Source organism: Aliiroseovarius crassostreae (assembly GCF_025137635.1).
GTDB lineage: Bacteria > Pseudomonadota > Alphaproteobacteria > Rhodobacterales > Rhodobacteraceae > Aliiroseovarius > Aliiroseovarius crassostreae.
Genome location: NZ_CP080772.1, coordinates 2,977,877 through 2,992,099 on the forward strand (window position 1 = coordinate 2,977,877; position 14,223 = coordinate 2,992,099).

General features: G+C 58.0%; 12 protein-coding genes. 7 read left to right on the forward strand and 5 right to left on the reverse strand.

Features of this window, described 5'->3' with window-relative positions:
* Positions 1 to 114 precede the first annotated feature (114 nt).
* Genes nosD through K3J57_RS14305 form a run of 6 tightly spaced genes read left to right on the forward strand, consistent with a single transcriptional unit; the run spans position 115 to position 5,334 of the window.
* Positions 115 to 1,341 (forward strand): nitrous oxide reductase family maturation protein NosD, encoded by a 1,227-nt coding sequence (nosD, locus tag K3J57_RS14280; RefSeq protein ID WP_259796415.1) that lies wholly within the window; start codon positions 115 to 117, stop codon positions 1,339 to 1,341.
* Entirely contained in the window at positions 1,338 to 2,132 is a 795-nt protein-coding gene (locus tag K3J57_RS14285) for a 4Fe-4S dicluster domain-containing protein (RefSeq protein WP_259785445.1), read from the forward strand. Before nosD ends, K3J57_RS14285 begins: the two co-directional genes overlap by 4 nt.
* Positions 2,129 to 3,112 (forward strand): NapH/MauN family ferredoxin-type protein, encoded by a 984-nt coding sequence (locus K3J57_RS14290; RefSeq protein ID WP_259785446.1) that lies wholly within the window; start codon positions 2,129 to 2,131, stop codon positions 3,110 to 3,112. The genes K3J57_RS14285 and K3J57_RS14290 overlap by 4 nt, the downstream gene beginning before the upstream one ends.
* Before the next feature lie 18 nt (positions 3,113 to 3,130).
* A complete protein-coding gene (locus tag K3J57_RS14295; RefSeq protein ID WP_259778403.1) occupies positions 3,131 to 3,991 on the forward strand; it encodes an ATP-binding cassette domain-containing protein in 861 nt (286 codons plus the stop codon).
* 54 nt (positions 3,992 to 4,045) lie between these two features.
* Positions 4,046 to 4,492: a hypothetical protein gene (locus K3J57_RS14300; protein ID WP_259776185.1), complete on the forward strand. Its 447-nt coding sequence runs from the start codon at positions 4,046 to 4,048 to the stop codon at positions 4,490 to 4,492.
* A complete protein-coding gene (locus K3J57_RS14305; protein ID WP_259796418.1) occupies positions 4,492 to 5,334 on the forward strand; it encodes an ABC transporter permease in 843 nt (280 codons plus the stop codon). The genes K3J57_RS14300 and K3J57_RS14305 overlap by 1 nt, the downstream gene beginning before the upstream one ends.
* A 73-nt stretch (positions 5,335 to 5,407) precedes the next feature.
* Here K3J57_RS14305 and K3J57_RS14310 read toward each other — a convergent pair whose 3' ends face one another.
* Together K3J57_RS14310 and K3J57_RS14315 are read right to left on the reverse strand one after the other, a co-directional pair.
* Entirely contained in the window at positions 5,408 to 5,959 is a 552-nt protein-coding gene (locus K3J57_RS14310) for a TlpA disulfide reductase family protein (protein ID WP_259776187.1), read from the reverse strand.
* Positions 5,956 to 6,573 (reverse strand): SCO family protein, encoded by a 618-nt coding sequence (locus K3J57_RS14315; protein ID WP_259785450.1) that lies wholly within the window; start codon positions 6,571 to 6,573, stop codon positions 5,956 to 5,958. Before K3J57_RS14315 ends, K3J57_RS14310 begins: the two co-directional genes overlap by 4 nt.
* A 124-nt stretch (positions 6,574 to 6,697) precedes the next feature.
* On the opposite strand from K3J57_RS14315, the gene K3J57_RS14320 reads away from it, so the two are divergent.
* Entirely contained in the window at positions 6,698 to 7,552 is an 855-nt protein-coding gene (locus K3J57_RS14320; RefSeq protein ID WP_259796421.1) for a bile acid:sodium symporter family protein, read from the forward strand.
* A gap of 57 nt (positions 7,553 to 7,609) precedes the next feature.
* On the opposite strand, the gene trxA is transcribed toward K3J57_RS14320, so the two are convergent.
* The 3 genes from trxA to addB are packed head-to-tail and all read right to left on the reverse strand — an operon-like array spanning position 7,610 to position 14,219.
* A complete protein-coding gene (trxA, locus tag K3J57_RS14325) occupies positions 7,610 to 7,930 on the reverse strand; it encodes a thioredoxin (RefSeq protein WP_173486178.1) in 321 nt (106 codons plus the stop codon).
* A gap of 35 nt (positions 7,931 to 7,965) precedes the next feature.
* Positions 7,966 to 11,337: a double-strand break repair helicase AddA gene (addA, locus tag K3J57_RS14330; RefSeq protein WP_259796425.1), complete on the reverse strand. Its 3,372-nt coding sequence runs from the start codon at positions 11,335 to 11,337 to the stop codon at positions 7,966 to 7,968.
* Positions 11,337 to 14,219 carry a double-strand break repair protein AddB gene (gene addB, locus K3J57_RS14335; protein WP_311196488.1) on the reverse strand — a complete coding sequence of 961 codons (2,883 nt, stop codon included), beginning with the start codon at positions 14,217 to 14,219 and terminating at the stop codon, positions 11,337 to 11,339. The genes addA and addB overlap by 1 nt, the downstream gene beginning before the upstream one ends.
* Positions 14,220 to 14,223: the final 4 nt, after the last annotated feature.

Here is a 14,223-nt window from a genome sequence, read left to right on the forward strand (position 1 = left end):
AGGCCTGAAAACCCTGCCGGTGTTTCGCACCCAAACGCTGTCGCTGATTTGGTTCGCAACATTTTTTCGGCACTGCTGATGGTGCTGGCCCTCACCCTGTGGGTGGGCCCTGTCATGGCCAATACCCTGCAGGACATGATCGACGCCGCCCCTGATGGCGCCGAAATCGTGCCTCCTGCGGGTGTTTATACCGAACAGATCGTTCTGACCCGCCCCATCACAATCGATGGGCGCGAAGGGGTTGTGATTGATGGTGGCGGAATCGGCACCATTGTCACGATCGAAACCGATGGGGTTACACTCAAGAACCTCACGCTGCAGAACTCTGGCCGACTGCATAATAAAGTTGATGCCGGCCTTCGCATCAATGGCAGCTTCAACGCGATCCGGGATGTGACCATCGAAAATGCCCTTTTTGGCATCGACATGAACCAGGCGAACAACAATGTGATCCGCCGGGTTCATATCAGCTCCAAGGACATGTCGATGGGGCTGCGTGGCGATTCGATGCGGATCTACTATTCAAACAACAACAAGGTGGAAGACAGCGAGATCAGTGATGCCCGCGATATCGTGATCTGGTATTCCGAAGGCAATATTTTCCGCCGCAACAAGATCAGCGACAGCCGGTATGGCATCCATTTCATGTATGCGCATAAGAACATTGTCGAAGACAATGAGATCTCGGATTGCGTGGTCGGCGTGTTCCTGATGTATGCCAATAACACGATCGTTCGGAACAATCAGATCCTGCGCGCCTGGGGGGCCTCTGGTGTTGGTGTCGGCTTCAAGGAAAGCTCGGGGGCGCAGATCGATAACAACAATATTGTCGGCAATGCCACCGGGATTTATCTGGACCCGTCGCCCTGGGACCCGGATATGGACAACTATTTCACCGATAACGTGATTGCCTATAACGGGATCGGAATTGAGTTTCACACCGACTGGACCGGCAATCACTTCCAGCGCAATGCGATGATGTCGAATTTCACCCAGGTTTCCGTGCGCGGACGTGGCACCGCCCTGCGGGAGGGCTGGGAAGGCAATTACTGGGACGATTACGCAGGGTTCGACAAGGATGCGGATGCCAAGGGTGACGTACCTTACGAGATCTACAACTACGCCGACCGGATCTGGATGGAAGTGCCCGATGCGTCGTTTTTCCGGGGGGGATTGGCCCTGGCGGCGCTGGATTTCGTGGAACGGCTTGCCCCCTTTTCCGAACCGCGCCTTCTGGTGCGCGAACAGGTCCCTATGATGGATAAATCCACTGGCCAGACATTGGCGGAAGCCAAGGAAGACGCCCAGCCGAAATCCGCTTTGGAGATGTTGATGCAATGACACAGGACACACCTCAGGCCCAGCCGCAGAAACCTGCGAAAAAAAGACTGACCCGTCGTGAGCTTGAACGGCGCCGGATGCTGGTGCGGTCAGGTGCCGCCGGTGTGGCGGCCGTGGCGGCAGGTCTTGTCGGATGGTATCCGGTGGCGGCCGAGGTGCATGACCGCCTGCGTCCCCCCGGAGCGATCCCCGAGGATGAGTTCCTGGCGGCCTGTATCAAATGCGGACAATGCGTGCAGGTGTGCCCGGTCGAGGCGATCAAGCTGGCGGATGGCGATGAGGGCTATGGTCTTGGTGTGCCCTATATCGACGCCCGCGGGCAGGCCTGTGACTTCAGCTGTGACGCAGTGCAATGTGTGCTGGCCTGTCCGACCGGCGCGCTGTCGCATGATATTTCAACCAAGGAAGAGGTCTCAATCGGGTTTGCCCGACTGGCGGATCCTGCAGCCTGTCTCGCCATGCAGGGGCTTGGCTTCGAAGGTCATGCGCGCGGACAGGATTTCGAAGGGTTGCTGCGCTATCGCGAGATCGACCGCTGGACCCCGATCAAGGTGGCCGACCACCCCTATGATCTGGAACTGTGCGACCTTTGTGTGCGTGAATGCCCGATCGAGGATGCCATTTACCTCGAACCCCTCTCGGATGCCCCGGATGAAAAGCGTCACCAACCGATTGTCACGGATAAATGCGTCGGTTGCGGCACCTGTGAAATGATGTGCCCGACCGAACCGGCGGCCATCGTGATTGATACGGAGCTGAGTCTGGAACGCCAGAAAGGAGCGGTCTCATGAGCATGAAATGGTATCTGCACAAGCTCGCCATGATGTTTGGGGCTGAAAGCCGCCGCCCCACCAAAGAGGAAGAGACCGACGCCGCGCGGGAGATGAAAAAACATCAAAAAACGCCGGAACAGACACAGATCCGCAAAGATCTGATTGCGCATGAGCTGGAATATCCGGTGGTGAACCGGAAGTGGAAATATGCGCGCTGGACCTCGATCATCGTGATCAATGTGATGTTCATCGTGTCCTTTGCCTGGGATGTGCAGCTGGTCGAAGGGGCCTTGACCGCGTCCCGTTTCCTTGGCTTCCACATGGCTGATCCCACGGCTGCCATGCAGGTCATGCTGGCCTTCAAAGAGGTGATGTTGAACCTCTTGATCGGCACGGTGACCGTGGTGATCATCTGGTGGTTCTTTGGCGGGCGTGCCTTCTGTTCCTGGGCCTGTCCTTATCACCTTCTGGCGGAATGGGCCGAGGCTGTTCACCTGTTTCTGGCCAAGCGTGGCTGGGTCAAGGATCACCCGTTCCATCGCGGAATGCGCGTGGTCTTGTGGTTTGTGTTCATGGGGCTGGCGCTGGTCACCGGCTATACCGTGTTTGAATATATCAACCCGGTTGGCATCGTATCACGCGCGCTGATCTACGGCCCGACGCTGGCCATCCTCTGGGTCGTGTTCCTGCTCTCGATCGAGATCTTTTTCTCGCGCCGCTTCTGGTGTCGGTATGCCTGCCCGATGGGTCTCACATATGGGGTGATTGGCACGGCTGCACCGATCCAGATCAAATACGAACTCGACAAATGTGTGCATGAAGGGGAATGCCGGGCGGTGTGCCTCGTGCCGCATGTGCTGGACATCACCAAGATGGGTTATGCGCAGGACACCGAGGAATATATTGCGCCCGATTGCACCCGTTGCGGCCTGTGCGTTGATGCCTGTCCGCAAGGTGCGCTGAGCTTCAAGCTGCGTGGCTTGGACAACATTCTTTAACGAGAGGTCCTCATGGGCATGATTCGTATCAACAAGCTGACCAAACGGTTCGAAAAACGGGCCGTTCTGGATGAGCTGACCCTGTCGATCAAAGCCGGTGACCGGATTGCGCTTATCGGGTCGAACGGGGCAGGGAAAACAACGCTGTTTCGGTGCCTGCTCGGCCATTACCGCTTTGCTGGCGGGATTGCGTTTGATGGCGCAGGCAAGGGGCGTCGCGATCTTGATATGCTGTCGCGGGTCGCTTTTGTGCCGCAGATGCCGCCGCCCCTGCGAATGCCGGTGGGGGAATTGCTGGCCTTTTCGGCCAAGGGATCGGCGGCGGATCCGGTCAAGATGGATATGATTGCCGGGGAAATGGGCATTGATCTGAAAGAGATCGCTTCGCGCCCGTTTTACAGGCTGTCTGGCGGGCAGAAACAGAAGGTCCTTGTGACCATTGCGCTGGCGCGCCCGGCGGATCTGCTGATCTTTGACGAACCCGCTGCTAATCTCGACCCGGCTGCGCGGGCGGTGTTTATCGATCTTCTGGCCGAACGCCGGGACGCCTCGATGCTGATTGCATCCCACCGGCTGGAGGAAGTGGCGCCGCTGGTGAACCGGGTGATCGAGCTTGACCGTGGTCAAGTGGTGCTTGACGACAGTGTGGTAGACAGGCTCAAGGCCGGGCAATTCCGTTCCTGTCGCATCGGCCTGTCGGACCCGCATCCCACTTTTGCAAGCGCGCTTGCGGAATGGGGGTTTGTCACTGCGGACAACACTCTGTTCGAAGGGCAGGTTCCCGCGGGCGACACGCTGCGGTTTTTGGGATTGCTCAGTCGATATGCAAGTCTTGTGGACCGTCTGTCGCTGGAAACGGACGGTTCAGACAACGTCTAGGAAAAGGACCGCGCCATGTGCCGTTGTTCGCAAAATCATTCCCGACGAGCCGTGTTGGCGATGCTTGTTGCCACGCCGGTTGTCGCTGCCTGCAAGCCAAAGAACGAGGGGCCGGAACCCATTCGCTGGGGGCGTGAAACCTGTGAGATTTGCGGCATGATCATCTCGGATCCCCGCTACGGCGCCGAGGTGCGCGGCGGGCCGGACCGGCGTCTGGTCAAGTTTGATGACATTGGCGATGCGGTGCATTGGTTGGACATGCAGGACTGGAAAGACCAACCTGATGTTGAGTTTTGGGTGATGGACAGCAATAACGGCGAAGATTGGCTTGATGCCCGCACGTCTTATTACCACCCGGACACCGTCAGCCCGATGGATTACGGGTTTGCTGCCGTTCCAAGCGCCGAACCGGGAACGGTTCGCTTTGAGGACATGGTGAAAACGGTAAAGGCGCGTGGCCTGTCAAGCCGTTGCCTGCCTGTGGAAGAGATCGCATCATAATGACAAAACCTATTCGTACCTCTTTGGGGCAAATGCTTCGGCTTGAGCTCCAGGAAAGCCTGCGGTCGCGCTGGTTCCATTTCTACGCAGCTGTGACCATTGGTCTTATGCTGCTGCTGATCTTTACCGGCGTGTCAGAGAGCCGGGTGCTCGGCTTTACCGGGCTGTCCCGCCTGCTGGTTACCTATATTCAGATCACGATGGCGGTGTTGCCATTGTTTATCATCGTGGTCACGGCGCGCTCCATGGTCGGGGACCGCGAGGCGGGAAACCTCGAGTATATGTTGGCTTTTCCCATCGGTCTGGGCACCTGGTTCTGGGGCCGGTTTCTGGCCCGGCTGGCGCTTATCCTGGTTCCCGTTCTGATGGCACTGGCCATTGCGGCCCTGTTTGGCGCGGTTAAGGGGCATGAGATCCCCTGGCGCCATGTTGGTCTCTATTCCGGCCTGACAGCCGCCTTGGCGACGTGTTTTCTGGGGTTGGGCTTCCTGCTGTCATCCCTGTCGCGATCCACAGAAATTGCGCTGGGTGCAAGCCTTCTGATCTGGTTGATTCTGGTGGCGCTCTTGGACCTTCTGTTCCTGTCGATCCTGATCAAGGCGCAGTTTATCCCCGAGTTCGTGATTGGCATCGCGCTGGCCAACCCGCTGCAAAGTTTCCGCACCGCTTCCATGATCCTGTTTGATCCGCAACTGATCCTGCTGGGGCCGGCAAGTTACGTGATCTTGGATAATTTCGGTGTGGTGGGATATGTGCTCTGGGCGCTGAGTTATCCGATCGCATTGGGGCTGATCTTTGCGGGGCTGGGCTTCTGGCGGTTCAGCCGATCGGACCTGGTCTGACATCCATGGGAAAACAACAGTCGAAATGACAGTCCAAAGGGGCGCTCAACCGCCCCTTTATTAATTTGGAAACTCAGATTTCAAGCGAGTTCAGCCAGGTCAGGGTCTTTTCATCATCCCAGATCGCCTCACCTGCAATGGTAAAGCGCAACACGCCTTCCGGGTCCAGAATGGCCGTGGTGGGCAGCCGGGACAGCCCCAGCGTGGCGTCAAGGTTTTCACCATCACCCATGTAGACCGGTAGATCCGTCACGTTGATCTCATCAAGGAATTTCCGCACGAAATAGGGGCCACGCCAATCGAACGCTAAGGGAAGAAGGCGCACGCGTTCGTGGTCCAACTGCCGGTTCATCCGGGCAATTGAGGGCATTTCGTTGCGGCATTGCTTGCACCAGGGCGCCCAGAAGCTCAGCAATGTCCAACTGCCCAGCCAGTTGGCAATATCGACAGGCTGTTTGTCCTCATCCTTGATTTTCAGGGCAAGGGCGGAGGGGCCGTTCTCAACCGTTTGTGCTAGATCTGCTGCGAAGGGAAGGGGGTCGCCCACTGCGCCCTTATCCGCAAAGGCCGGGCTGGCCATACTCGCGGCCAACCCCAGCAATGTATGACGGCGGCTCAGCTTCATTGCATTTCACGCGCCGAGCGCATCGCGGCTTCGATATAGGCCTGGATCTTTTCTTCGTGCATCCCGTGCGGGAAACGTTTGATCAGGCTGCCATCAGGGGCCACAAAGGCGATCGAGGCGGTGTGATCAACACCGTAATCTTCCGGATGTTCCGGGTCTGGCACGTAGAACTCATATCTTGCGTTGAACGCTTTCACCATGTGATCGGTATAGGCTTTGGGGCCGCGCAGACCGATGATGCGCTCATCGAAAAAGGCAAGGTATTCGCGCAGTTTCTCGGGGGTGTCGCGTTTCGGATCGACGGTGACAAACAGAACCGCAAGCCCGTCGATATCTTCAGGGCTCAGCTTTTCCATCACATTGGCGATGGTCGACAGCGACGTCGGGCAGACATCCGGGCAGCTCATATACCCGAAATAGATCATCACGAATTTACCCTGAAGATCCTCATCCTTGACGATGTTTCCATAGGTGTCTTCCATCAGATAGCGACGGCGCACAGGTTGATCATCCTGAGTGGTATCTGCAGGCAGGTTGGTATCTGCCAAGGCGGGCAGGCTCAGCCCAAGAGAGGCCAGCGATGTGGTGATAAGAAAGGAACGGCGGTTTTGCATTGTGGTCTCCAGTTTCCGTTTCTGATTAGCGGTTCAGGCCGTCGAAAACCTTGATATTTGTCATGATGGGCGCGCAGTTTACCCGTAAAGTGAACCGAAACATGTTCACAGAAAGGTATGGGTGATGACGGAACTGCTGGCGAAACTTTTGCCTTTGGGGTTGGCGCTTTTGATGCTGGTGGTTGGTCTGCGCCTGTCCCCGCGCGATTTTGCCGTGGTCTTTCGAAATCCCAAGGCGCTGGGCATCGGATTGCTGGTGCAGATGGTGACCCTGCCGGTTCTGGCCTATCTGCTTGGTCAGGCGTTGGGCCTGTCCCCCGTCATGCAGGCGGGGCTGGTGTTGGTGGCGGCGGCGCCCGGCGGTGTGACCTCAAACTATATTGCCCATCTGGCCCGCGCGGATCTGGCCCTGTCGACGGGGATGACACTTGTCACGACCCTGCTTGCATCAGTCTCTATTCCAGCCGTTCTTGCCTTTTTTGACGTGGCTGGATTTTCGGGAATTGCCAGTATCGCCAAGCTGAGTGGCGCCATGCTGGCAGTGTCGATCGTGCCGATGCTTTTGGGCATGGGATTGGGGGCCGTTTCCAGGGTTTGGCAGGCGCGTCTTGCCCGTGTGCTGGAGCCGATGGCCAAAGCAATCTTTGCGGCGATGGTTCTGGCAACCTTTGTGCAGAACTGGGGACCGATGCAGGACAATCTGGCCGAAGTCGGCATGGCCGTGGTCGCGCTGAACCTTGGCGCCCTGGCGTTGGCAGCGATGGCGGCCCGTGCGGCAAACCTTGGCTGGTCGCAGGCGCGCGCCATCATGGTCGAGGCGTCGTTGCAGAACGTGGCCGTGGCCATGTTTGTCGCTGGTTCCGTTCTGGCCCAACCTGCCTTGATGGTGCCCGGGCTGCTCTATGCCGTGATGATGAATATCAGTGCGGTGGTGCAGATCAATCTGGGACAAAAAGAAGGGGCAGGCGTGCCAGCCTGATCCGCAAAACAAAAAGCCCCGCAAATTGCGGGGCTTTCCACGTGAAATCAACTTGGATCAGATGCTTTCGTCGATCCAGGATTGCAGTGCGGCCTTCGGTGCGGCGCCCACTTTGTTTGATACAACCTGCCCATCCTTGAACAGGAACAGGGCCGGAATACCGCGCACACCCAGCTGAGACGGAGAATTCGGGTTTTCGTCCACGTTCACCTTGGCGATTTTCACCTTGCCTTCATATTCGGCTGACAGCTCTTCCAGTGCCGGACCGATCTGCTTGCACGGACCACACCATTCAGCCCAGAAATCCACCACAACGGGGATGTCGGAATTGCGCACTTCTGCGTCAAAAGTGGCGTCGGTAACGGCAACAGTAGCCATGTCATATCTCCTGAGAATTCGAGTTGGCCCTGAACCTATGGAGCCGCCCCGCCAACGTCAAGGCGCCGATATGCCTCCTCCAGCAAGTTGGGGTCAAGCGGCATCAGTTTTGCGTGATGGGTCCACAGGATCGCGGCCTCAATGCTGTGCTGTGGATAGATCTGCAAAAGTGCTGCCCGATAGGCTGCCATCTGCCGTAATACCCCTTCGGGCGTGTCGGCTGCAGACGCTGGCACCACGCGGTTTGACTTGAAATCGACCACGGTGACGGTGTGCTCGGCCACGATCAACCGGTCGATAATGCCATACAACACCCGGTCATATCCGGGCAATGGGGCGGTCACCTCAACCTCGGCAAGGGTGTCGGGTGTGAAAATATGTGCCAGCTCAGCCGAGGTTAAAACCCCTCGCGCCTCTTTCAGGATTTCTGCAATGTCTTCAGGCGGGGCACTGTCATCCCCGGTGGACAGAAGGGTTTGGGAGTATTCGGACCAGAGAGAGGGTGCATAACTCGGCAGATGCTCCAGCAACAGATGGATTTGCCGGCCGCGCCGCTTGGCACTTTCTTCGTCAAGTTCCGCCTGATTAGGGTCGAAAATGGCTTTTGCTCCCCCCAGATCGGAAGGGGAGACCAGAGCCAGTTCCTCGGTGGGAAGCTTTGCTGGTTCCGCTGCCCATTTCGGCAAGCTGTCTGACACTTCGGTCTGGGGTGCTGGTTTTGTTTGCGCCGCCGCCTGGGCAGGCCAGAGCCCGAGTTCGAACCTGCGGAAGCTGTTCTCGCCCAAGTCGACAATCGTGCCGCCTGCACGCTCCATGGCCTCGGTGGCGATATTGTACCACTCGGTTGGTGCTTTCCCGATTGTCCCGGTGGCGGCCAGAATAAGCCATTGCTCCGCGCGGGTCATCGCCACGTAAAGCAGCCGTGTGGCCTCTTCTTCCTGTGCCTGGCGATCGCGCGCCAAGGCTGCCTCAACCGCTGTTGTGCGATCTGTCGTCGAGGGTTTCCAGATCGCGTGGCCGCCGTCCAGCTCAACCAGCTCGTCCCGGTTGCGATATTGACTGCGGGCAAGATCGGGAAGGATGACAATCGGGGCTTCCAATCCCTTCGATCCGTGCACGGTCATCACGCGGATCTGTTGATCCACGGTATCCATCTGGCGCTTGATGGTGACCTCTTCCATCTCGAGCCAGTTCACAAAACCGGTCAGGCTGGGTGTTTCCAGACGTTCATAGGCAAGCGCCTGTGCAAGCAGCGCATCAATGCCATCCTCGGCTTCTTGCCCCAGACGCGCCAGCAGTTTGCTGCGACCATTGAACCGCGTCAGCACCCGTTCAATCAGTTCATACGGGCGCAGAAAGTCGGCATCATCCCGCAGCTCTGTTAGCATTTGAACCAGCGTCGGAAAGTGTTCACGCTGATCCCGCAGCGCCCGCCAGAGATAGGTGTTCTTGCCGCGGGGATGGGCCAGCCTAAACAGGTCCTGTTCGCTCAGACCCGCCAGAGGTGAGCGCAGCACACAGGCCAGGGAAAGATCATCTTCAGGCGTGGCAAGAAATGAGAGCAGGGCCTTCAGGTCCTTAACCGCCAGCTCCCCCCCAATACGCAGCCGATCTGCGCCCGCAATAGGCAATCCTTCCTGCTTGCAGGCGCGAATGATTTCATGAAACAGGTCGCTGCGCTTGCGCAGCAGAACCAGAAAGTCCCCCGCATGAACCGGCCTGCTTTCGCCATTTTCCGCGGGAAGAGACTCTGTTTCGATGATCCTTTTGATCTCACGGGCAATCTTGCGGGCCAATTGAATGCGGTGATCTTCTTCCCCCAGCTTGTCGATGGGATCGAACCAGTCGCGGGTTTCCTCGAACTTCACCGGTTCGATCACCGGCCACAGGTCAACCCGACCCGGTTTGTCGAAAAAAGCGCGGTGTTTGAACGCATCCCCCAGCCCACCCTGATCATGCAGGGCATGGTCGACAAATTGCAAAATGGCCGGGGATGAGCGGAAGGAAAACTCCATGGGGAGGTCCTGAAACGGCTTTCCAATCTGCCCAAGCTTGTCGCGGAAACTGTCCCGCATTTCTTCAAACTTGTCCGGACGTGCCCCTTGAAAGGAATAGATGGATTGCTTGGGGTCTCCGACCACGAAAATGGTGCGGTTGACGTCATCGCGCGCGCCCAGACCGCTGGTGAATTCGCGTGACAGTTTGTCAATCACGCGCCATTGGGCCGGGCTGGTGTCCTGCGCTTCATCCACCAGGATGTGGTCAATGCCACCGTCCAGACGGTAGAGGATCCAGGCCGCAACCGCCGGGTCGGTCAGCAAATCACCTGCCTTGACAATCAGATCATCAAAATCAAGCCAGCCGCGTTGTTGTTTGGCCAATTCGTAATGGGCAACAAACCGGGTGGCGAATTGATGTAGGGCAGTTGTTTTCAGCGCCGAATACAGCCCAGATCGGAGAGGTTTTGTATCTGCAACCCGCTCCATCATCTGTTCCAGATGTGGCATCAGGTCCTTGCCAGTGTCCTTCTTGACGGCGGCACTGGGAAATGTCTTTTTCGGGCGCCCGGCCCCCGCGCCCTTTTCTGACAAAAAGAGCGTTTCAAGCTGGATGAGAGACTGAATTGACGCTTTTAACGGCAAGATCGCGGCCAATTTCCGTGCTGATGCCGCGTCATTTCGGTTGTCCGGGTTCAGAAGGGGGAGAAGCCGTTCCAGAACCAGCCCATCTCCGGGTGCGAACGCCCTCTCCAGCACCTGTTGCTCGGTAAGGGTGGCAGGAATATCGAACCATTTCCGAATGTCGCTTTCAGATATGTTTGTCAGGAAATGGGAACGGTTATGAGTAATGTCCGCGGCAAGACCATCAAAGTCTTCGGCGGTATAATAGCGGGCGAGATTGGCAACCAATTCAGGCTGCTCCTGCGCCATTTGGTCGATGATTTCCGTTCGCAGAAGCTTTGCCGCGCGATCGTCCATTTCCTTGAATTGCGGAGAGACCCCGGCCTCCATCGGGAATTTTCGCAGCAACCCAGCGCAATAGGCATGGATGGTCTGGATTTTCAGACCGCCAGGGGTTTCGATGGCCCGCGCAAACAGTCGGCGGGCCTGGCGTAAGTCGTGCGCAGCTGTGGGGATGCCAAGGTCCGCCAAGGCGTTCTGCAGGGCGTCATCGTCCTTCATCGCCCATTCCCCAAGCCGTTTGAACAGCCGGTTCTGCATTTCGCTGGCAGCGGCCTTGGTGTAGGTCAGGCACAGAATGTTCTGCGGGCTGACCCCGTCCAGCAGCAGACGCGCAACACGGTCTGTCAGCACGCGTGTCTTTCCCGACCCAGCATTGGCGGACAGCCAGGTGGAGCTGCCGGGATCTGCGGCATCAATCTGGCGCTGCGTGGCTTCGTTGAACATCACAGGCTCACCTCTTCGTCACTGCCTTCCTGACTGTCATCCCATTCCCCGAACCGGGCGAGGTGGTCATAGTCGCCGCCAAAACGCTGCTCCTGAACCGCGCGGCGGGACAAATACCCCTGTTTTGGGCTGTAATAGGCACTGATAAGTGTGACCAACTCGGCGCGGATCTGCTCGATTTCCGGCGGGCTGAGCGGGATTTCACTGGTGCCGGGTTTGGCCCCCAGACCGATATAAGCAACGTGGCTGACCGGAGTTTCGGCGATGCCTTCAAACCCACCCTCAGCCGCCATGACCGCTTCGAGAAGCAATTGCTTGTCAAAGTGTTTCTGCACTTTTTCGGTGGGGGGGCTGCCGGTTTTATAGTCATAAATCCTAAGTGACCCGTCCAGATTCTGGTCAATGCGATCAGCCGTGCCGGAGAGGGTAAATCCCAGTTCCTCCAGAGTTATCTGCCCTTTCACCTCGTTGGCGATATTTTTTGAAACTTCCCGGCGCTTGGCCTCTTCCTGAACAAACCAATCGGCAACCCGTTCGAGTTTTGCAAGCCACAGCGCGCGCGTCGCGGGCCAGGGGGCCTCTTGAGAAAGTATGGTTTCGGCCACGGCCAGAAGGCGCTGTTTGGCAGCGTCTTCGCGTTCATCCTCGGGGCGCTCAGAAATGAACCGCTCGAATATCTTGTGAAGAACCGTGCCGCGCAGCGGGGCGTCCGGGGGTTGGTGGAGCGGGCGCAGAGGTCGTAATTTCAGCACCTGCTCCGCATAGATTGCATAGGGATCCCGGATCAGTTTTGAGATGCGAGTAACGGAAAGCCGGGTCGGACGCGCACTGACAGGTGGGCGGGGAGAGGGGCGCTTTTGTGGTGAAATAGGGTCTGTTTTTGTGTCGAGTTTCTCGGCCCAAGTTGTCCATTTGGCACCTCGTGCCTTCATATCCGCAAGCGCATTTGCCCCGTCTTCCGACATGCCTTCCAGAAGGTTGACCAGACGGTTGACCCAGCGGGACGGCACTGTTTCGCTCTCCTCATTCCGCGAGGCGCGGGTGAGATAGACCGTTTCTGCGGCGGCCGCCTGCTGAAAATCATGTGCAGACAGCCCAATACGGCGCTCGGGCAGCAACAGTCCCACTTGCTGGCGCATTACACGGTTCATCCACGGGTCGGGCGCTGGCGGTTCCGGCCAGCTTCCTTCGTTCAGCCCGGCCAGCACCACGGTGTTTGTGCCCTGCACCCGTGCTTCCAGCGTTCCCCAAAACATAACCCCCTTGTGCGGGGTGACAGGATCACGCACTTCGCCCTGGTTCATCAGGTTGGCGAACAGGCTGATATAGTCCTGCACGGACATGTCCCCGCCATAGGGGGCTTCGGCCTGCAGTTCGGTGACCTTTTTCAGTGCCTCGCGCCCCGCTGCTTTTTCCCAAAGCGCCCCCGAGCCTTCACCTTTGGGGCCGCATGCAATGGTTTCTGTAAGAGCGATATGATGGTCAACCCAGTCCGCTAGTGACTGTGATTTCGTGTCTATTGGCCGAAGTAGAGACTTATTTATCCAACTTACCCATTCCTGCAGGTCTTCATCCGCCTCTCGCTTTGCGGCCCAGTTGAGCAGAGCGTCAGGTGTGGGGTAAGGCAAGCCGCGCCGCAACACCTCCAGCTCCAGATCTCGGGTCCAGCGCAGGTGATTGCCGCGATCCTGATCACTATGGGTCAGAGGATGTTTGAGAATTGCCAAGAGCAAATCGCCAGTGATCTCCTTCAGAAACAGATCTCCTACGTGGCGCAGCAGGCGACCTGGTGCGGACAGGACCAAGGGGCGTCCGGCGCTGTCATCCGGTTCGATGCCCCAACGGTCCAGCGCAGCTGTCACCTGGCGGGTCAGATTGCGATCCGGTGTAATCAGGGCGATGGGGTCGTCACGCTCGACGGCCTCGCGGATAACCAATGCGATGGAAAGGGCTTCGTGCCGGGGAGATCGGGCCTCGATCAAGGTCAGGTTGCGCGTTGCCGTTTGAACATTCCCAAAACGGGGGCCTTCTATCTGCCACTGATCGGTCACCGGTGCGGGGCGCAGAGCAAGGGACAGGAGCCGGTTTCGCGTGGGGTTGGGCGGCGGAGTTGCAGACCATGAACGCACGTCTTCTGCGGACATGTCCAGCGACTGCAATAGGGATGCAAAACGATATTGTGGGTGATCTTCACCAAGCAAAGCATCATCCAGCTGCGCCCAGGCCGAGGCGGGCATGTCGAAATCGAACCCCGGCAGGATCACCGCCCCTTGGGGCAATTTGGCGACTGCCCGCATCAATAATGCTGTTGCGCCGCGTGACCCGGTGGAACCGGCGATGATCACAGGATGATCCGGAGGTGTTTCCAGCCATTGTGCCACAAGGGCTTCGATCACCTGTCTTTGACGGCCTTCCTTGTCTGGCTGGGTTTTTGCGGTGTCGCCCAGAAAATGTTCAACCAGTGACACAAATTTTAACGCGCGTTGCCAGTGCCCTGATTGGTCGGATACATCGAGGGCGTGCACCTTGTCCGGGCTGACCCCTTCGCCCTGCATCTCATCCATGAGGTCGGACAGGCTGTTTGCCAGATCGAAAATCAGACTGCGAGGGGCCAGATCCGGCTCCTGCTCGACCAGACGGCCAACCAGCTGGGCCAGTTCCAACCGGCGACGGAGCGGCGAAACCGCCGGGGGCAGCCCTGCCATATCGAGATCGCGCCCGATATCGCCGAGCACCCTAATCCGTGGGAGAAGCCGTGCTCCTCCATCGGCAAAAAGTTTGCGCACGCGACGCTGCATGCGCTGCGTGTTCACGAAAACCTCGATCCGGCTGACGTCTTCCGGGCGCATCCCGGAGCAGCGTTCCAGCAACCCTTCGACCACGGAT